Genomic DNA, 19,275 nt, shown 5'->3' with positions numbered 1-19,275 from the left:
TCCCCGTCAGATAGACGTCAGCCATCCTAAAAAAACAAGCCCTCTAACATGTCTATGTCAAGGGGCTTGGTTCATTACACATTCTTCGTCGCAGCTAACTTAATTTCCTTACGTCTATCATAAATATTTTTCAAGATGACTTTCCCAACTGCGTAAGCAGGAATCGACAAGAGAATACCGAGGAAACCGGCAATATTTCCTGCTGCCAAAATGACTGTAATTACCGTCAACGGGTGAATATCAAGTGTTTTCCCCATGATATTCGGCGTAATTAGGTTACTATCTGTTTGCTGTGCAACAAGCGTGATGATACAGACCCAAATGACCATTTGCGGATCCGGATCCAAAAACGCGATAATCAGTGCTGGCGCAAACGCAATCCACGGACCGATAAACGGAATGACGTTCATGAAAAACGCAAAAATGACAAGCAATAGCGAGTAATCTAGACCAATAATTAAATAACCGATAAACATAATGGCCGCTAGAATAAGACTAATCAGTAGCTGCCCTTGGATATACGTGCGTAGAACTGTATTGATATCATGTAATGTTTTCTTAACCCATACTTGCCGTTTGCCCGAAAAGAAATTGTAGATAAATGGTGCAAACTTCTCGTGATCCTTCAACAAGAAGATGAAGAAAAACGGAACTAGAATAAGGGTGAAGGCTGTTTGGAAAACGGATTGGAAAAATTGCACGATTAGTTTTCCAAAAACGACAGCAATAGATTGGACAGAGTTTACAGCCTTGTCAATCATATCGTTTAATTGTTCTGGGAAGTCTTCTCTATGCTGCAAAACATCGAGAAGATTTTCTGACTGAATGGTAATCTCTTTTGCAATATACGGTGCACTTTTCACTAAGTTATTCACTTGATTAATGACTGGAGGACCAATAATTGAAATGAATAGCCAAACCACTGCCGCAACACTGATCAATATAGCTAAAATACTTCCCCATCGCGGTATCTTACGTTTTTCCAAAAACCGCTGCAATGGCTCCGTTACATAAAAAAGGACGGCACCAAGTAATAGTGGTACAAAAATTGTTTTTGCAATAATAAGTAGAGGGGCAAAAATCCAATTTATTTCCATGAAATATTTCAAAATAAGTAAGGCCAGTAAAATACCAACGCCTGCTTGGAACCATAATTTTTTCGTCAATAAATTCACTCCGTTTCGGCACAATGTATTTTGCATTCGTTATGCTTAAGTATACGTTGTTTTACGGATGACGTCGAAATAAGTTTCAATATTTTTTTAGGGGGAGTGAGAGAAAGAGGGATATTTCTATTGATAAGAAAAGGGACTCAAACCAATCCGGTTTAAAGTCCCTATTCCTATTTACAAAAACCTCACTCAACCCGCAACACAATTCGATTGCCGGAAGGATCTTCCGTTATAAATCCATTCTCGTCAGCTACTACCTTCACCTTTAACGCTTCTACTTTCGCAATCGCTTCATTCAACACTGCCTCAGTCGGATAAACAAGCGCAAATGATTGAAGCCCAACACTACCTTCTGAAGGACGTGGTACACCTACGCCATTCCACGTATTCAAGCCAAGATGATGATGGTATTTTCCATTCGACATGAACAGTGCTTGCGGATAGTTTGTGACCACTTCAAAGCCGAGCGCATTGTAGAACGTTTCCGTTTCAGGCAAATGAGCCACATGTAAATGAACATGCCCCATAACCGTACCAACAGGAAGTCCATCCCACATCTGCTCTCCACTTTCTGCAATAATACTTTCTCCGTCTAGCGGATCCGTACTCATCGCTACACTTCCGTTGTCCCAACTCCAAACAGCCGGATCACGGTCTGTATAAATCTCAATGCCATTACCGTCTGGATCTGACAAATAAAGCGCCTCGCTCACCAAATGATCCGAAGCCCCAATTCGTACCTGATGCTGGATGAAATGCTTAATAATAGCCCCTAAATCAGCTCGCTTCGGCAACAACAATGCAAAATGATACAAACCAGTTTTATGCGCCTCTTTCGGCGTAACATTTTCTGGTTGTTCAATAATGAGCAACGGTGTCTTACCGTCTGCCGTCAATACTACTTTATCTGCAGTTGCCTCAAGTACTTTAAAGCCAATCACTTCTTTATAAAACTGGACCGATTTAGTCAAGTCCAAAACGTTGAGATGTACTTCCCCTGTGTATATATGTGGTGCTGTATGAAAATTCATGAATATTCCTCCTAACAGTATTTTAGTAAGTTACTTACTTTATGTAACTAACTTTATATGTTACAATGACTATTGTCAACATTTTAAAATCCAAACCAAAGGAGCGATAATCATATGAACGAATTCGAACTATGCCCCCGCTTCGAAAAAGCCGTTTTCATTCTAAGTCAGCGCTGGACCGCCCTTATTCTGTATCAATTAATGGCAGGGCCACAGCGCTTTTGCACAATGACAGACAAGCTTGGCGTCAGTGGAAAAACATTAACAGAACGACTAAAGGACCTTGAACAACAAGGCTTTGTCATTCGCGATGTGTACCCAGAAACACCGGTACGAATCGAATACTCCTTAACCGAAAAAGGCATGTCACTTACGCCGATTATGAAAGAAATTGAAAACTGGTCATCAATGTGGATTGAGCAGGAAGCCATTGTAAAAGAATAATGTCGATATTGTTTGAGGCGCATCTTAAAGCAAGCCTTATAGATGAGTAAAAGGTCCTGAAATGACGATAACTTTGTTCAATTGATCGATAACTGTCGGCAAATGATCGATAACTCGACCCAATTGACCGATAAGTTTCCAATTGTGCTTGGCGGGCAATTTTTTGGTGATATCTGAAACGGAGGCAGTCCAGAAGGTTAGTAAAACTGACTTTCTGGACTGCCCCCGTTATTTACTTCTTCATATATGTATCCAAAAACCCTTGAATCTGGCGTTGCGTTTTCAAATAATGAACAGTCTTCCCTTCTTCCGCATAACGTCGCATTCGCTCCATCATGGTCTTTTTCCGTGCGCCATATGTCGTGACAATAAATTCCAGAAACGCCTTGTCCATCTTCTCCTTGCAACCTTCACCGATATCTTGTCGTGTTTGTCCATGATATTGCACTCTTCGCTTCAGCACCCGATACAAGCAGACACGAAGCGGGAGTTCCAAGTAAATAACAGTATCCACATGTAGCTCTCGAATATGGACTGTCCCCGCGTAATTCCCTTCCATAATCCATCGCTCCTGCGCAACAACCTGTTGTTGGGCTGCCAAAAACTCCTCAGGCGAGGCCTCTACCCAATTCGGCTTCCAAAATAACCGATCTAAATGCGTCACTTCAATGCCCGTCAATTCACCTAACCTGCGCGCAAACGTCGATTTCCCAACACCTGCCGAAACCCCGATGACCATTACTTTATTCATACCGCCGCTCCCTTCCTCATAATTCCTGAATCCACTTATGTTCCGGAACGTGAACCCAAAGCGCTTTACGCAACCACTCTTTATCCTCGACCTTCAGCAAATCCTTCACCGCATCAAAATCGGCATGATCTTTCTCACGTGCATTTTTCGCTTTGTATAGTAAGACGACCGCTGGATGTAGATAAGGGACCCCTTCATTTGGCACAAGAAAAAGTGAACTTTCCGGAAATGAAATCGACGATTCCCTTCTAAATATCCACTCACCATCCTTCGTTTCATTCAGCAATACTTCTAACCGTTCACCTACCCGTTGTTTATGAACACCATGAAGCTCATGAACCGGCAATTCCAGCCATTCTTTTTCCCAGCTAATTAATTCACCCTTCACAACTTTTTCAAATGACCAATCTGGCAACGCCTTTCTCAGCGCCTGTTGGTCTTCTCGAAATAGGGCGACCTCAATATCCGAATGGGGACGCGTTTCTTCCCCTACGAATAAATCAATCGCCCATCCACCAGCAATTCCCCATTTTCCGTCGAATTTCAACATCCATTCATTTACTTTTCTACATGTACTGAACATGGTTACACCTTCCTCATCGTCTGAAAATCAGCAAAATCCGTCGAAAACTCCATTTCCTTCACAAATCCAATCTTCTCATATAGATGAATGGCTCTTTGATTAAACTTTGCGACAGTAAGACGAACAGGCACAGTACCATACGTTTTATAAAGCGACTCCAATACAAATGAAAAGAAAAGGAAACCATTGCCCTTGCCTGTTAATGTAGGGGCCATGCCTAGCCCGACATCTATAATATTTTCCGTATAGGCGCCCACTTTTGTTCCTGCTGGCACTTGGGCAGAAGAACCTGCACAATAAAAGCCAATCACCTCCTCATCGTCATTCACAACGACAGAATAGTTGTCCTCCAACAATTCAGTGATTGCCTCAACATCATACTCATTATTATAAAAATCATAAGGCGGATCATAGCGCCAGTTTAGAATTTCTAAAGCAAATCCTTCATCCATATTTTTACGCTCTAATTTCATTTTCGAGCACCTAACCCAGATAAATACGGTTCCATATACCTCCGATATGACGGCAACAATCCTTCCGGTAGCCGTTTAAGCGGAAAATACTGAACGTCAATCGACTCCGTTGAATCCACTTCAATATCTCCCTGAATATCCCTTGTCACATAAACAGCTGTCACAGAATACAGTTCATCCCCATTCGCTACTTTCAAAAAGTAGTCTTCCCCCGAAAAGATACCCAACAATTCCAGTTCACCAATCATTAGGCCCGTCTCTTCCTTTACTTCACGCCTCGCTGTTTCCTCCATACTTTCACCCAGTTCCATCAAACCGCCAGGCAACCCCCACCCGCCGTCCGTTCGATGTTGTAGCAATACCTCATTTTGAGCATTTAAGATAATAGCAACAGCTCCCGGTAATATAAGCGGTCTATTGCCGACAAACTTCCTTAATTCCCTTACATAACTCATATAAGCAACCCCACTCATTTTTCTACCAATTGTAAATATTCGTGATTATCATCACAAACCCTTTTAATTCATCTGTACGGAATGAGATTTCTCTCTCCAATATATGTAATAAAACAATCTATTTATTAAAAGTAAATCAATTTCATAATTACCTACTCATTTTAAAAAGACGAACAATTAAACGTTTTAACAATTAATCATTCGTTAATAACACATTCCGTTTTTGTTCACAAAATTGTCAATTGAAGAACCTAGCTTAAATTATATAACAATAAAGCCATACACACGGAAAACGCCCATCCAAAGCGGAAACAAGCATTGTTCGGATTTAGAGTTTTACTATCCTTTCAAGATATTTATTTAATTCCCGCTATTACGAATAAATTTTAAATAAAAGAATCATATTTCTCTCCTTCACCCCTCTAATTCATTATGCTAAAGTAGGAAAATACAAACGATAGATGAGAATGAAATTACATAAAACTGCTTTCTATTTTAAGGAGGAAGATCGTGTCTACAAGCTATCAAGGTACGAATAAGATGATTACAGGGATTGTATTCGGGGTCATTACATTTTGGCTTTTTGCACAATCCATGGTAAATGTTGTTCCAGCTATTCAAGAAGATTTAGGTATTTCTTTGGGCGTACTCAATATCGCTATTAGTTTAACCGCATTATTCTCGGGTATTTTTGTTGTGGCAGCAGGAGGCCTTGCCGATAAATTCGGACGCAAAAAAATGACCTATTTCGGACTGTTCTTAAGTATCATTGGCTCTCTTTGCCTCGTATTTGCCAACGGTGCCGCACTGTTAATTATCGGACGCATCATCCAAGGATTATCAGCTGCTTGTATCATGCCTGCTACGATTGCGTTAATGAGAACGTACTTCGAAGGCGCAGCAAGACAACGTGCGCTTAGCTATTGGTCTATCGGTTCTTGGGGTGGTTCGGGTGTTTGTTCTTTCGCAGGAGGTGCGATTGCAACTTCTATGGGTTGGAGATGGATTTTCGTCTTTTCCATTGTTTTTGCTTTACTTGCGATGTTTTTACTAAAAGATACACCTGAAAGTAAAGTCATACAGAAAGATTCTTCCCGTTTCGATGTGACCGGATTAGTCGTCTTTGTGTTTACTATGATTGGACTAAACGTCGTCATCACACGCGGTGCTGATTTCGGTTGGACAAGTCCTCTGACAATCGGCTTAATCGCTGCAACGGTAATCGGCATGCTGTTTTTCATCAAAATAGAAACAGGCAAGTTACATGCGTTAATTGACTTTAATTTATTTAAAAATAAATCGTATACAGGTGCTACGATCTCCAACTTTTTGCTGAATGCAGTAGGCGGGACGCTCGTTGTCGCCAATACCTATGTGCAAGTTGCAAGAGGATTCACGGCATTTCAATCAGGTATGTTATCAATCGGCTATTTGGTGTCAGTCCTCATCATGATTCGTGTCGGTGAGAAAATGCTACAAAACGTTGGGGCAAGGCTACCGATGATTATCGGTTCCGTCCTGACAGCAATCGGTATTGGCACCATGGCATTGACATTCTTACCAGATACAGCTTATATCATCATCGTTTTTGTCGGGTTCATCCTATTCGGCACAGGACTCGGGATGTATGCAACTCCGTCCACTGACACAGCCGTATCGAGTATTCCGGAGGATAAAGTCGGTTCAGCATCAGGCATTTATAAAATGGCAAGCGCGCTCGGAGGTTCCTTCGGAGTCGCCATTTCCGCTGCCATTTACGGCACCATGACGCTGTCAGGCAATATTGAACGAGCAGCATCTGCTGGCATTATCGCAAACGTGATTTTTGCAGTGCTGGCGTTAGCGGCGATTATGGTCTTGATTCCAAAAGCGGCAAACGAACCTGTGGTGCAGAAGGCTGTTGTCAACAAGGGATACACAGATCCCGCGAATGACAGCGGTAGAATGTGAAAAAAGCAGACTCAGAATGGTTACTACTAACCATTTGTGAGTCTGCTTTTTAATTGTACAGAAAAAGTTAATACTCATTTATGAATAAAAACAATCGTTCCAATCCGAACCATAGACGCTAATTCTAGAACATCTTTATTAAGCATTCGGATACATCCATGCGACACACTTTTTCCAATAGACACAGGATTATTTGTTCCATGTATCCCATAATGAGGTTTTGATAACCCTATCCAAAATGCCCCAAAGGGTCCGCCAGGGTTGCTTTGTTTATTGATAATCCTATATGTCCCCATTGGTGTCGATGTAACCATTTTCCCTACCGCAATTGGATATATGTCGAGTGGATGATGACCATCATACAGTCTTAATAGGTGATGAAGTGTGGAAATATCGATCCAGAGATTGATGAGATCGCCCCCAGAGAAAAATGATTGTGTCGTTTATTGTATGAAGGCAGATACTGATGTGCGAGGCTCAAAATTATTTAGTCTTTTATTGTCAAATTCAAAGTCCTAACCCAACTCGAAGTCGTTTAAGAATCCGAAATCCGAATTGCGTATCGTTATTCCACACTTATTAATTCGCTAACTTTTCACTTTCATTAAAAAAACTACCTATTTACAATTATTCCAACCAATGCTATCATTTTTAAAAATCAAATGCGATGACGAGAAGAGTAAATAGCGTTCATTCTTTGCAGAGAGCTCCGGTTGCTGAAAAGGAGTAGGAATGAGTTATTGAAACAAGTCTCTGAGCATCATTTTGGAACCAGTACTGGGGATAAAGTGACGGGAGCTCCCGTTATTGAGCTAGGGTATACGCATCTATCAATTACGCCTCGGCGTAATTGCGTCCAAATTTTGAATTGTGCCCACAGGATGTGGGTATGCAGTCGTTGCGACAGGACGTCGCGAACTTAGACTGCCTGCAATTGACTCCCTTCAAAATTTGTGACATCCGCCGGAGGCTTAACTTAAATCAGCATTTATCATATCACTTATAGAAATAGTGGATTTCTGCTGAATTAAGTTAAACGTACCTGATAAGGTTACGGTGGCAACATCGTAATAAACTAGGGTGGCACCACGACGGATATAATCTCGTCCCTAAGACTTAATGGTCTTGGGGGTGGGATTTTTTTGTTGTCCTAAAAATAAGGGGGTCATTACATGAGGATGAAAAGCATAGTAGCATCTTGGAAATATCCTTCCATACTATTATTTGGAATTGGTGTTTCCAATGTAGGTGCTTGGATTTATTTAATCGCACTCAATTTAATTATTTTAGAAATGACGAGCTCTCCGCTGGCAGTCGCTGCCCTGTATATTTTGAAACCTTTGGCGGCGTTATGTACGAACTTTTGGTCAGGTAGCATGATTGACCGGTTAAATAAACGCAATCTTATGGTCATACTCGATCTATTTCGTGCACTATTTATTGTGTCGTTACCTTTTTTATCTTCTCTTTGGTCCATCTATGCAATCGTTTTTTTGATAAATATCGCAAGTTCTATGTTCGAACCGACGTCGATGACCTATATTACAAAACTCATACCCGTTGAGGATCGCAAACGATTTAATGCATTGCGTAGTTTAATCGATTCAGGAGGTTTCCTCATAGGTCCAGCTATTGCTGGTTTGTTATTTATCATTGGCACACCTAATTTTGCGATTTACATGAACGCAATTGCTTTATTTTTATCAGGGTTGGTTACTATGCTGATGCCTAATCTTGAAAAACATAGCTGCGCTCATACTTCGGATGAAAAATTATCTTTTGACGTTGTAAAGAAAGATTGGATGATTGTGTTAAATTTTAGCCGCCGCTACGCTTATATCATGTTCGTCTATTTCCTTTTTGGTTGTGTGATGGTCATGACTTCAGCTATCGACTCACTTGAAGCCGCGTTCGCTAAAGAAGTACTCTCCTTATCCGACAGTGACTATGGTTTTTTAGTCAGCATAGCTGGAGTCGGGATTGTTATCGGCTCAATTGTCAATGCTATGATTGCTAATAAATCGTCGACCTCTTTACTAATCGGTTTAGGATCCCTATTCGTTTCTGCCGGTTACATTGTTTATGCTTTTTCTAACATCTTTCTTATGGCGGCTATCGGATTTTTCATCCTTTCATTCTCTTTAGCCTTCGCCAATACCGGCTTCCACACATTTTATCAAAATAATATCCCTGTCCATATGATGGGGAGAGTTGGCAGTATTTACGGATTAATCGAGGCTGTTTTAGTCATCATTACAACAATTATTGTTGGTATAGCAGCCCAACTGATTGCTATTCAGTACGTCGTTATTATAGGAACAATCGTAATGCTATTGATATCAATTACATTGTTGTGCTTTACCATCCAACCTTCAAAGGCAAAATTGTATCAATTAAATCCATAAATGACGAGGAGCTGCTTCAGAGTCAGTTCTAATTGCAACTTTAGAATCCTAATTGCAACTTCAGCATTTTAATTGCAACTTTCGGATTCTAATTGCAACTCCACCAAAACAACTTTATCCACTCTTAACACAAATTCACAAAGCATTCATACGACATTAACAATCCCACTTTATAATTAGCTTTGTTAGTAAAAATATTTCAGGAGGTTTTTCAATGTTGAAAAAGAAGATTTTTAAAAAGGTTCTTCCATTCGCTGTTCTTTCCACGGTTCTAGTTGGAAGCTTAGTCGGGACAGTCGCTAATCCAAGCGTCCAAGCGAATAAAGCTGTTGAGAACAACAATCCTGAAATCAAAAATGTGATTTTCCTTATTGGGGATGGCATGGGCGTTTCCTATACCTCGGCTTATCGTTACTTGAAAGATGATCCAACTACACCTGTTGTTGAACAAACTGAATTTGACAAATACCTTGTCGGACAGCAAATGACTTATCCTGAAGATGCAAAAGAAACTATAACAGATTCAGCTTCCGCGGCAACAGCAATGTCGGCCGGCGTCAAAACGTATAACAATGCCATTGCTATGGATAATGACAAATCGAATGTCAAAACGGTTTTAGAGGCCGCTAAAGAAGCCGGGAAATCGACAGGGTTAGTCGCCACTTCAGAAATTACACATGCAACACCTGCTGCATTCGGCGCTCACAATGAAAGTCGTAAAAACATGGATGAAATCGCCGATGATTATTACAATCTGCTTATCAACGGTGAACATAGCATCGACGTTCTTCTCGGTGGTGGGAAATCTAATTTTGAGCGCGCTACTGTAAATCTTGCTGACTCTTTTAAACAGGATGGCTATAGCTATGTCACAACGAAAGCGGATTTATTAAAAGACAATAACGACCAAGTGTTAGGATTATTTGCGGCTGGCGGGCTTCCGAAAATGATTGACCGCTCTAAAGAAATTCCATCACTTGAAGAAATGACAACTTCAGCCATTGATCGCTTGAGCAAAAACGATAAGGGCTTCTTCCTCATGGTAGAAGGGAGTCAAATTGACTGGGCTGGCCATGACAACGATATTGTCGGTGCAATGAGCGAAATGGAAGACTTTGAAAAAGCATTTAAAGCGGCTATTGAATTCGCCAAAAAGGATGGGCACACATTAGTCGTGACAACTGCAGACCATTCAACAGGTGGATTTTCTATCGGAGCAGATGGCAATTATAACTGGTTGACTGATACTATTAAAGCTGCCAAACGAACACCTGCCTTTATTGCAGATGAAATCGCTAATGGTTCAGATGTAGAAAAAACTTTAAAAAAATATATTAACCAAAAACTTTTACCCCTAACAGCAACTGAAATCGTCTCTGTTCAACTAGCTGGCGAAAAAGCTAGCGATATTGAGACAGCTATCAAAATAATTTTTGACAAGCGCTCTTATACAGGCTGGACAACTGGTGGACATACTGGCGAAGACGTACCTGTCTATGCTTTTGGCCCATCCAAAGAACGCTTTGCAGGGCTAATGGATAACACTGATCACGCCAAAATCATCTTCGATATTTTACATGTAGCTAACCCAAATAAAGATAAGCGCTAACTCCACCTAAACAAAAGGCTATCCAGAAAGTTGGTTTTCACTAACTTGTTGGATAGCCTCATTTTCATTTATCACCAAAAGACTGCTTTCTATACTTCGAGAAGCACCACTGGAAACTTATCGATTATTTCAGGACTTTGCCTCACCGCTTAGACTCAGCAACATTGTCGACCGCTCCTTTTCCTAGCTGCGAAGCAAATAGTTGTCTTGAATAAGCATGTGAAAATACAAATTCATCTTGTACCTTGACGCTCTGTTCGACAATTTGTCCGTCCTTCATGACATATACACGGTCACACATATACGTAACAGCCTTCAAATCATGGGCGATAAATAAAATCGCCATCCCCATTTCACGATTCAGCTCAATGAGTAAATCAATAATCTCCCTTTGAATCAATCGATCCAGATTGGAGATAATTTCATCACAGACGACTAACTGTGGTTCAACAAGAATCGATCTAAGCAAGTTAACACGTTGGCGTTCACCACCGCTTAATTCGGAAGGGCGTCTTGTTAAATAGGTTTCTGTCAGCTTCACTTTTTTTAGCATCTGGCGAATATATGCCTCTCGATCCCCTTGCCGATTACGTAGCGGCTCCAGCAAAATTTCACGCACCGTCCATGATGGATTGAGGGCAGCGGAGGCATTTTGAAAAATAAGCTGACATGCCTCGTAAAATGCTTTTCGTGAAGATTTTGTAACAGGCAATTCGTTGAAGTAAACCGCCCCCTCATCAAACGGCTCCAGTTGCATAATGACACGCGCAAGTGTACTTTTCCCACTGCCACTTTCCCCAACCAGCCCGATGATTTCACCTTTACCAACTGTCAGATCGACCTCGCGCAAAGCTTGTTTAACCTTGCCTTCACTTTTATAATTTTTTGATATATTGTCTACTCGTAACATAGCAATCCCTCATTTTTAGCAATCCATTTGAAAAAAGTATATCCTTCATCTATAATGAATATAATAAAAGAGAGAAGCACCGACGCTTCTCCCTACAACCTTACCGTCAGGGTGATGGTTGTCAAAGTATTTTATTTCTTTAAGAACCACCCATTACGCTTCCGACGGCGCGGGGTGGTTTTCTCGTTTTCAAGTACGTTCTTTCTAAAGTGGTATGCGCCCAATTCACGCACAATCCCCTTCATGATTTCCCGTAAGAATTCAAGGACAATCTCCATAGTTATCACCTCCTTTCCCTTTAAGGAAAGAAGCATGACAACCAACCACCCCGACAATATTTGGTTGTATTTCTATACTACCATATTTCAAGTCATTCCACTTCTACATTTCCCCTAAAACCGACTCTCCAGCAACCGCTTCGTATAGCTATGCTGTGGTTGTTCAAACACTTGCTTTACAGCACCTGTTTCTACAACTACTCCCTGTTGCATGACAACCATTTCATGCGCTGCCTCTGCAACAATATCCAAATCATGAGTAATCAACAGAATGGTCGTGCCCAACTCTTCATTCAAACGCTTCAATAGTTTGATAAATTCCTTTTGCAACACCATATCCAGAGCGGATGTCGGCTCATCAGCAATTAACAAATCTGGCTTCACATACAATGCACAAGCAATCATGCAGCGTTGTAACATACCGCCGGATAATTCAAATGGATATTGCTCAAATATGTCCGATGAAAGGCCAAGATCCGCCAAAATGACCGCCATTTCCATTCGAAACTGCGCAACAGTGGCTCCCGTTCTTTCACCCGAAAATGCATACAGCTGACGGCCCATTTTCACGGAAGAGTTAAAGCTATTAGCGGCATCTTGAAAAATCGTAAAAACAGCCGATTTCCGTATGCTCGCCATCTCTTTATCCGAAAGAGTGATTAAGTTCCTTCCATTATATAAAGCTTGTCCTGTTGCCTTAGCCCCGGCGGGTAACAGTCCTAGTAATGTGGCGACCGTCATACTTTTCCCACTACCACTTTCGCCAATAATCGACGTGATTTTTCCACGCGGAACAACAAACGAGCTTTCTTCCACAATTCGCTTGCCATTGACTTCAATCGATAAGCCATTTACATCAAGCATCCCATCACCTCCGCTGCGGATTTTTCAACCCTTCTCCTATAAAATTAATAGCAAGAATCGTGATAAAGATCATGATCCCAGGAAACAGGCCAATCCACCAGGCACCTATCAGAATATCGTTTTGTGCATAGTACAGCATATTGCCCCAAGACGGAATGGCAGGAGGAATTCCAATCCCTAGAAAACTAAGCGAAACTTCGATGAATATGGCTCCTGCGAAGTTAAACAGCGTCACAACAAAGATCGCAGGGACACTATTACGTAGCAAATGCCCAATAATAATCTTCCACATTGGTGTGCCAAACATGTTAGCCATTTGCACAAATTCAGCTTCCTTCAAACGCAGAAATTCAGAGCGCACAATACGCGCCGTCACTAGCCAGCCCGTCAATCCAATAATGAGCGCCATCCCCCACATGCCGCCTTGCATAACAGTTTGAAAAGCCAAAATAATAATAAGTGAAGGAATTGTAATAAACGCTTCCAACAAACGCATCATAATCGTATCGATAAATCCACCTATATAGCCACTAATTCCACCATATAGCACACCAAGAACAAGTGACAACAGCACAGATACACTCGCTACCGTCAGCGTCACCTTACCACCTGCTAATAATCGTGAAAAAACATCGCGACCAAGATGATCTGTCCCTAAAAGATGACCATCGCCAGGAGCACCATATACATTATCCATGTTCATATCATTCGGTCCGTACGGTGCGACAACACTAGCAAATACCGTCATCAGGACGATGAACCCTAAAATCGCATACCAAAACAGCAAAGATTTCCGTGTTTTCATTTACCGTACGCCACCTTTCCGTAACTTCGGATTCAATGCGTACATAAGTAGATCAATAATGAACAAACTGATTACAACAATCAAGCCCGTCCATAAAATGCCGCCCATCAGCAGTGGAAAATCCTTCGTCATCGCCGCTTTGACTGTCAATTGTCCAAGCCCTGACCACGAAAAAAGTGATTCCACGATAATTGAACCGCCAAAGAATGAAGGAATCGTCATACCGATATAATTCAAATAAGGCATAGATGCATTACGTAAAATCCCTTGACGAATTTCCTTTTCCGCAACACCATTTGCCCGTGCGACCATTACATAATAATGACGACTTTCTGCTTTAATGCTTTCCTGAAGAAAGCGTGCATAAATACCAACATGCGTCAAAATTAGTACAGCTGCGGGCATAATTAGATGCCGTAGCTTATCCACCAACCCTCCATCTCCGCCAATTTCCCCCGTCCCTGATGACGGAAAAATACCAAGTTTGACTGCGAAAAAGGAGATGAATAAAATCCCAAGCCAAAAAGCCGGAATAGAAGATGTTGCAATACTAAAGGTCGATAGCCCTCTATCCCACAGTGAACCTTCTTTCATGCCCGCCACTGTGCCAAGCCAAATGGAACCGATAATAATAAAAAACAGTGTGACACTAAATAATAGCAAAGTATTCGGCAATCGCTCCATAAGAATAGTAGCAACAGGTCTTCCTTCTTTAGAGGAATAGCCTAAATTTCCCGTTAGCGTTTCTGCCAGCCAAACACCGTATTGCACAAGTACAGGTCGGTCTAATGCAAATGCCTGCGCAATACGTTCCTTTTCAGCTGTCGTCAATGTTTGGGCATTGCCACCGTAAAAAGCCGTTGCCGGATCTCCGGGAGCTGCATGCATGATGAAAAAAGACAGGAAGCTCACGATGAGGAGGACAATCGTCCCCATCACCATTCGCTTCCCGATCCATTTAGCGGTCATTCCACTTCCACTCCTCAACGTTCCACAGGAAACCAGAGCCATGATGACCAAGAATCCGCTCTTTTACGCCACTTACGTTTTTATTTATGCCGTAAACTGCATCCTCATATGCGATAAAATCAAAAGCAGGATCTTTCGCAAGTTCTTCTTGGAATGCCATATAGATTGCTTTTCGCTCTTCAGGATCTATCGTAGTCCGTCCCTTGTCGAGTAGTTCATCTATCTTCGTATTTGAATAGCTTCCAAAGTTATAACCCGAGCTTGTTAAGCTCGACTGATCCGTGTGAAACAAGATATGCGTATGGTGATCCGCATCGTACGGGCTACCCCATCCAATCATGAAGGCATCCGCATCTTCAATCGTAATCGCACTCCAGTCAAGCGCAGCTACCTTGACATCAGCACCGATTTTCTTAAATCCTTCAGCTACATAGTTAGCCATATTCACACGGACTGTATCCGATACGGGGGCAGTAATCGTAAACGCCAATTTTTCACCATCCTTATATCGGAAGCCATCTTGCCCTTCTTTCCAGCCTGCCTCATCTAGAAGCTCTTTCGATTTTTCAATATTGTATCCATACTTCTCTATGTTTTCATTATTGAAAGCATGTTTTTGAAGCGGTGAGTATGCTTCCGTACCGTATCCTTTCAAAATTCCTTTGACGATTTGCGCACGATCTGTTGCATAGCTAAATGCTTGTCTCACACTTACATCTTTCCATAAGTCTTTGCGCATATTAAACAAAATGGCTCGGTAGTCGGCGGATTCAATATCGTAAATCGTGATGTTCTTTTCCTTTTCCAGCTTTTCCACCTGAACCGGATCCAACAGCGCGATGTCAACCTCTCCTGATTTTAATTGCAACGCACGAACATTACTATCTGGAATGAATTTAAAAATCACCTTTTCAATAGAAGGTTTCGTTCCATGGAAATCAGTATAAGCTTTTAGGGTTAAACTAGTCCCACGATCCCATTTATCAAACATGTAAGGACCTACACCAATAGGATGACTGTTGAATTCAGCTGTCCGCATATCAACTCCTTCAAATGCATGCTTTGGCAAAATTGGAGCTGTCAATTTATCGAGGAGTGGAGTGAATGGCTGACGGAGTTTCACTTCAAGTGTATAGTCATCCGTTTTCGCGACCGAATCTACTTCAGTGAAATCTGATTTCAAAAATGAAGCATTATTGTCATCTAAAATACTTTCGATTGTAAAGACAACATCGTCGGCAGTAAGTAGCTCACCATCGTGAAACTTGATATTTTCTTTTAGTTTGAATGTGTATGTCAGCTGATCATCCGAAATCACAACCGAATCTGCAATATCGTTGACGGGTTTATTGTTTTCATCAAACCGCATTAGCCCACGAAATAATAATGCATCCAGGTTTGTTTCCTCCAAAATCGGATTCAAGCCTTCAAATTCAGCCTCAGACGCATAAACGAGACGGTTTTCCTTCTTTTTTGCATCCTCTTTCCCTTTGCTACCACATCCCGAAATAACGAGTAAAATAGCTATAAAAATAACGAATAAATTTGCTTTTCTTTTAAACATAAGATCCTCCCATTTACTTGTAATTCCGTACTAATTAATTATAGATAGACATGTCTCGAATGTCTAACCAGACACTAGGTGGAACAATCTTCATGGATATTTTTCGAGTAACATCCAGTAAGTCGGGCATAGTAAGATGATTCAAAAATACAGCGACAAGGAGATGATCATTCTTATGAACAAAATGGCCATGGCAGCACTCGGACTAGGCGCAGCATATTTGATGAGGAATAAAGGTGCCAGGGACAAACTAATGAAACAATTCGAATCACTTGCTACAAAGAACGGCATGCAAAAAAATTCTTAATTCCACTAAAAAAATCGGCAGCCCGCAACTTGGGTGCCGATTTCTTTATACTGATTCATTCACAACGGAATTTCGCCTCTCTGCATACATCACAATATAAATACTCGCTTCATAGAGCAATGCCATTGGAATAAGCACAAGAAGCTGACTGACAAAATCAGGTGGTGTAATCAAAGCTGAAACAACAGCAATCGCAAGATACGACCATTTCCGTACTTTCCTCATGGATCCTGCCGTGAGCAAGCCAATGGTCGCCAAAAACAGCGCCACAATGGGTAGCTCAAATAATATTCCAATCGGCATCGTTGTCATAAGGAGAAAACCGATGTATTCCTGTGCCGATACCATCACATTGAAATTGACTGCTCCAAGTGCAACGAGAAATTGATAACTCAATGGATTGACAACAAAATAACCAAATGCCACGCCAACAAGAAATAGCACAAACATGACAGGTGAATACAAACTCAGAAAACGGCTTTCCCGTTCATTCAACCCTGGCTCCACGAATTGCCAAAGAAAATGACTAAGGAATGGCAGTGTTAAGCCAAAAGCCAATGCCGTCGAAATGGACATGTAAAATTTCACCACTTCCAACGGTCCAAGAATAATGAGCTCATGGCCTCGGGTAACATAAGGAAACCAAAAATTGATGGTCGAAAAAATCACGATAATAAAGAAAAGAAAAACAGCCGCACTTTTAACAAGCTGCTTCCTCAAGTCAGTCAAATGATCAACAAGAGTAGGGTCACTTTCCAAATCGAGTTCGGGTTCTTCATGAACGATTTCGACAACACTTTCCTCAACTTTAACGACCACTTCATCTTCCTGCTTCACTACACGAACTTTATCCAACGGACTTAAAACTTTTCGATTGTGATCTCCATAAGGATCCATGTCATCACCTACTTATCGATATGCTTTTTTTCTAGGTCCTTCAAGACTGGCTCTTCATCCTCCATAATATCTCGAGCCGATCTTTTAAATTCTGCCAGCGTTTTACCGACCGCCGCACCCACTTCAGGTAACTTTCTCGGTCCGAACAAAATAAGGACAATCACAAGGATAATGATTAAACCAGGTACACCAATACTCGCTAAGCTCATTGCATAAATCTCCCTTCATTTTCGTTAGAGTGGACCACCATTTTTGGTCCCTCCCTTTACGAATTCTGCCTATCTAACGATTCTTAACATAAAGCATGCCAATTCTATCCGACTTTCATACAATACTGGGCCATTTTATTGAAATAAATGTATTTCTGGTCGCACTAAAGGAGGCTACCTGATAAAGGTAGCCTCCCCATATTTACTTCCTAATCATTTTTATAAATTCAAACCCTCAAATCCAAGTATCGGAACCCGGTCTTCTTCAATAGTTATTTCCTCTAAAGGGACTTCAATTATGTATTCAGATTTTCCATAAGGACGCACATCCATCTTCTCTTTGACAAATGGATTGACTGTCACAAGCATAACCTTTCCCGTTTTCTCATCACACCCGACAAGTGCAAAACGATAACTTGAAATCATCGCATACGGAATGACCTCATAGGCATCATCCAGTTCCTCAACTGAAATCAGCTTGATGAAGGCACGCTCATTCCCCTTTATCTCTCTAAACCCAAACTGCATATCGGCTGGATTTTTAGACCTCAAATAATAGTCCTGCTGATAAGATATGAGTTCATACTCCTTATTCCCCCATAAAGCAAATCGACCTTTTCTTATCACTCCATCCCCTCCCCGAATATAGAAAACTTATCTACAATATTATACAAAATATTCGGGTTTTTCTATACACCATTTTTACCAGAAATACAATCATTCCCCCCCATAAACAAGGAGTAAGAGCCCATACAGGAAAAACCGTGTGAAACGAAAGACAAATTTAGCGCATTAAAGGACAAGTTTACCTACAAAAAGTGATTTTTAAGGTGCTGCCCCCAAAAAAGCAGTTCCCTATTCACAAAATAGGGAACTGCTTTTTAGTCGATTCTCATCAAATCCAGTGGTGTAATAATCCCGAGCAACTTCTCTTCAGGACTTCCATTCTCCGTAATAAGCAGTGCTTCCAGACGTTTTCCACCGACAACGGCCTTTTTGAAATATTCTTCAGCCTCATAGACAGACAAAGTTCTATCGATGAAGCGATACGTATTCTTCTGCTTTTCGTGATAATGAATGTCGAGGAGCGTCGGAATTTCCCGGGAAATGATTTCATCTGCCCCTTTATCCGCAAGCCAGTACGTAATACCTGTCGCTGTAATTAGTCCCACAAACTTACGGTTTTCATAAATAGGAATCTGGTTGAACCGTTTCTCTCGAATAAGTTTCAAGCCTGTTGCAAGCGTATCGGAAGCCCGTAGCGTATGCACTTTTCGCTGGAACAAATCGCCTACTGTTTTAGGTTTTGATAATTCTCGTTCGATATATTCGATGAGCTCAACGATATGATCATGCGGTTCAGCAATCGCATAATCGACATCTGTTCGACGATGGACAATCGCATTGCGTAAATCAGCACATTCTCGTAAATCCACTTCAAACTTTCGAATAACTGCGTTCATATTCTTCGTTTTATCAATCAATCGCGAGAAAGGCATATAGCTGCTTAACCCACTAATCTTCTCCAACGATTTCTCAATACGATTAAAGGCGATAATAAAACGATCAGAATTACGTTCAGCCATCAGAATTCCTCCC

Annotated in this window: 22 protein-coding genes and 1 other annotated feature; of the genes, 5 read left to right on the top strand and 17 right to left on the bottom strand. The window is 41.2% G+C overall.

The annotated features are described in order from the left end of the window. Positions 1-74 precede the first annotated feature (74 nt). Positions 75-1,166 (bottom strand): AI-2E family transporter, encoded by a 1,092-nt coding sequence (locus R2B72_RS03160; RefSeq protein ID WP_318614768.1) that lies wholly within the window; start codon positions 1,164-1,166, stop codon positions 75-77. A gap of 191 nt (positions 1,167-1,357) precedes the next feature. After that, positions 1,358-2,203, bottom strand: a complete 846-nt coding sequence (locus R2B72_RS03155) for a VOC family protein (protein ID WP_318614767.1) — start codon at positions 2,201-2,203, stop codon at positions 1,358-1,360. A gap of 114 nt (positions 2,204-2,317) precedes the next feature. Here R2B72_RS03155 and R2B72_RS03150 point away from each other — a divergent pair, with 114 nt between their 5' ends. After that, positions 2,318-2,647, top strand: a complete 330-nt coding sequence (locus R2B72_RS03150; RefSeq protein WP_318614766.1) for a winged helix-turn-helix transcriptional regulator — start codon at positions 2,318-2,320, stop codon at positions 2,645-2,647. 232 nt (positions 2,648-2,879) lie between these two features. On the opposite strand, the gene R2B72_RS03145 is transcribed toward R2B72_RS03150, so the two are convergent. Genes R2B72_RS03145 through R2B72_RS03130 form a run of 4 tightly spaced genes read right to left on the bottom strand, consistent with a single transcriptional unit; the run spans position 2,880 to position 4,909 of the window. Beyond that, positions 2,880-3,398 (bottom strand): topology modulation protein, encoded by a 519-nt coding sequence (locus R2B72_RS03145; protein ID WP_318614765.1) that lies wholly within the window; start codon positions 3,396-3,398, stop codon positions 2,880-2,882. Between the two features lie 16 nt (positions 3,399-3,414). Beyond that, complete coding sequence (locus R2B72_RS03140) at positions 3,415-3,981, bottom strand: nucleotidyltransferase domain-containing protein (RefSeq protein WP_318614764.1); 567 nt, start codon at positions 3,979-3,981, stop codon at positions 3,415-3,417. A 2-nt stretch (positions 3,982-3,983) separates the two neighbouring features. Beyond that, positions 3,984-4,454: a GNAT family N-acetyltransferase gene (locus R2B72_RS03135; protein ID WP_318614763.1), complete on the bottom strand. Its 471-nt coding sequence runs from the start codon at positions 4,452-4,454 to the stop codon at positions 3,984-3,986. Further along, entirely contained in the window at positions 4,451-4,909 is a 459-nt protein-coding gene (locus R2B72_RS03130; RefSeq protein WP_318614762.1) for an NUDIX hydrolase, read from the bottom strand. The genes R2B72_RS03135 and R2B72_RS03130 overlap by 4 nt, the downstream gene beginning before the upstream one ends. 507 nt (positions 4,910-5,416) lie before the next feature. Between R2B72_RS03130 and R2B72_RS03125 the strand changes: the two genes are divergently transcribed. Further along, positions 5,417-6,859, top strand: a complete 1,443-nt coding sequence (locus tag R2B72_RS03125) for an MFS transporter (RefSeq protein ID WP_318614962.1) — start codon at positions 5,417-5,419, stop codon at positions 6,857-6,859. Between the two features lie 74 nt (positions 6,860-6,933). On the opposite strand, the gene R2B72_RS03120 is transcribed toward R2B72_RS03125, so the two are convergent. Beyond that, entirely contained in the window at positions 6,934-7,269 is a 336-nt protein-coding gene (locus tag R2B72_RS03120; protein ID WP_318614961.1) for a L,D-transpeptidase, read from the bottom strand. 248 nt (positions 7,270-7,517) lie between these two features. After that, positions 7,518-7,973: a binding site (T-box leader), on the top strand. Positions 7,974-8,037: 64 nt separating this feature from the next. Here R2B72_RS03120 and R2B72_RS03115 point away from each other — a divergent pair. Together R2B72_RS03115 and R2B72_RS03110 are read left to right on the top strand one after the other, a co-directional pair. Then, on the top strand, positions 8,038-9,264 hold the full coding sequence (locus tag R2B72_RS03115; RefSeq protein ID WP_318614960.1) for an MFS transporter: 1,227 nt from the start codon (positions 8,038-8,040) through the stop codon (positions 9,262-9,264). 214 nt (positions 9,265-9,478) lie between these two features. Further along, entirely contained in the window at positions 9,479-10,873 is a 1,395-nt protein-coding gene (locus R2B72_RS03110; protein WP_318614761.1) for an alkaline phosphatase, read from the top strand. 142 nt (positions 10,874-11,015) lie between these two features. Here the strand turns inward: R2B72_RS03110 and R2B72_RS03105 are convergent, their stop codons facing one another. The 6 genes from R2B72_RS03105 to R2B72_RS03080 all read right to left on the bottom strand — a co-directional run bounded on the left by R2B72_RS03105 (position 11,016) and on the right by R2B72_RS03080 (position 16,263). Then, positions 11,016-11,783, bottom strand: a complete 768-nt coding sequence (locus tag R2B72_RS03105; protein WP_318614760.1) for an ABC transporter ATP-binding protein — start codon at positions 11,781-11,783, stop codon at positions 11,016-11,018. 131 nt (positions 11,784-11,914) lie between these two features. After that, positions 11,915-12,061: a hypothetical protein gene (locus tag R2B72_RS03100; protein ID WP_318614759.1), complete on the bottom strand. Its 147-nt coding sequence runs from the start codon at positions 12,059-12,061 to the stop codon at positions 11,915-11,917. 114 nt (positions 12,062-12,175) lie between these two features. Further along, entirely contained in the window at positions 12,176-12,925 is a 750-nt protein-coding gene (locus tag R2B72_RS03095; protein WP_318614758.1) for an ABC transporter ATP-binding protein, read from the bottom strand. Between the two features lie 4 nt (positions 12,926-12,929). After that, positions 12,930-13,730, bottom strand: a complete 801-nt coding sequence (locus R2B72_RS03090; protein WP_318614757.1) for an ABC transporter permease — start codon at positions 13,728-13,730, stop codon at positions 12,930-12,932. Further along, on the bottom strand, positions 13,731-14,699 hold the full coding sequence (locus R2B72_RS03085; RefSeq protein WP_318614756.1) for an ABC transporter permease: 969 nt from the start codon (positions 14,697-14,699) through the stop codon (positions 13,731-13,733). Beyond that, positions 14,689-16,263: an ABC transporter substrate-binding protein gene (locus R2B72_RS03080; protein ID WP_318614754.1), complete on the bottom strand. Its 1,575-nt coding sequence runs from the start codon at positions 16,261-16,263 to the stop codon at positions 14,689-14,691. The genes R2B72_RS03085 and R2B72_RS03080 overlap by 11 nt, the downstream gene beginning before the upstream one ends. A gap of 175 nt (positions 16,264-16,438) precedes the next feature. On the opposite strand from R2B72_RS03080, the gene R2B72_RS03075 reads away from it, so the two are divergent. Then, positions 16,439-16,570, top strand: coding sequence for a hypothetical protein (locus tag R2B72_RS03075; protein ID WP_318614753.1), 132 nt, complete (start codon positions 16,439-16,441; stop codon positions 16,568-16,570). A 45-nt stretch (positions 16,571-16,615) separates the two neighbouring features. On the opposite strand, the gene tatC is transcribed toward R2B72_RS03075, so the two are convergent. The 4 genes from tatC to R2B72_RS03055 all read right to left on the bottom strand — a co-directional run bounded on the left by tatC (position 16,616) and on the right by R2B72_RS03055 (position 19,262). Continuing rightward, positions 16,616-17,467, bottom strand: a complete 852-nt coding sequence (gene tatC, locus R2B72_RS03070; protein ID WP_318614752.1) for a twin-arginine translocase subunit TatC — start codon at positions 17,465-17,467, stop codon at positions 16,616-16,618. A gap of 8 nt (positions 17,468-17,475) precedes the next feature. Then, the gene (gene tatA, locus R2B72_RS03065) at positions 17,476-17,676 is read right to left on the bottom strand and encodes a twin-arginine translocase TatA/TatE family subunit (protein ID WP_318614751.1); all 201 of its coding nucleotides are present in this window, start codon (positions 17,674-17,676) and stop codon (positions 17,476-17,478) included. A 219-nt stretch (positions 17,677-17,895) separates the two neighbouring features. Next, positions 17,896-18,303: a hypothetical protein gene (locus tag R2B72_RS03060; RefSeq protein WP_318614750.1), complete on the bottom strand. Its 408-nt coding sequence runs from the start codon at positions 18,301-18,303 to the stop codon at positions 17,896-17,898. A 254-nt stretch (positions 18,304-18,557) separates the two neighbouring features. Then, positions 18,558-19,262, bottom strand: coding sequence for a CBS domain-containing protein (locus tag R2B72_RS03055; RefSeq protein ID WP_318614749.1), 705 nt, complete (start codon positions 19,260-19,262; stop codon positions 18,558-18,560). Between the last annotated feature and the right edge of the window lie 13 nt (positions 19,263-19,275).

It is taken from the genome of Sporosarcina sp. YIM B06819 (assembly GCF_033485175.1).
Classification (GTDB): domain Bacteria; phylum Bacillota; class Bacilli; order Bacillales_A; family Planococcaceae; genus Sporosarcina.
Note: the sequence above shows the minus strand (reverse complement) of the source record. Positions and strands in the feature narration are given on the sequence as shown.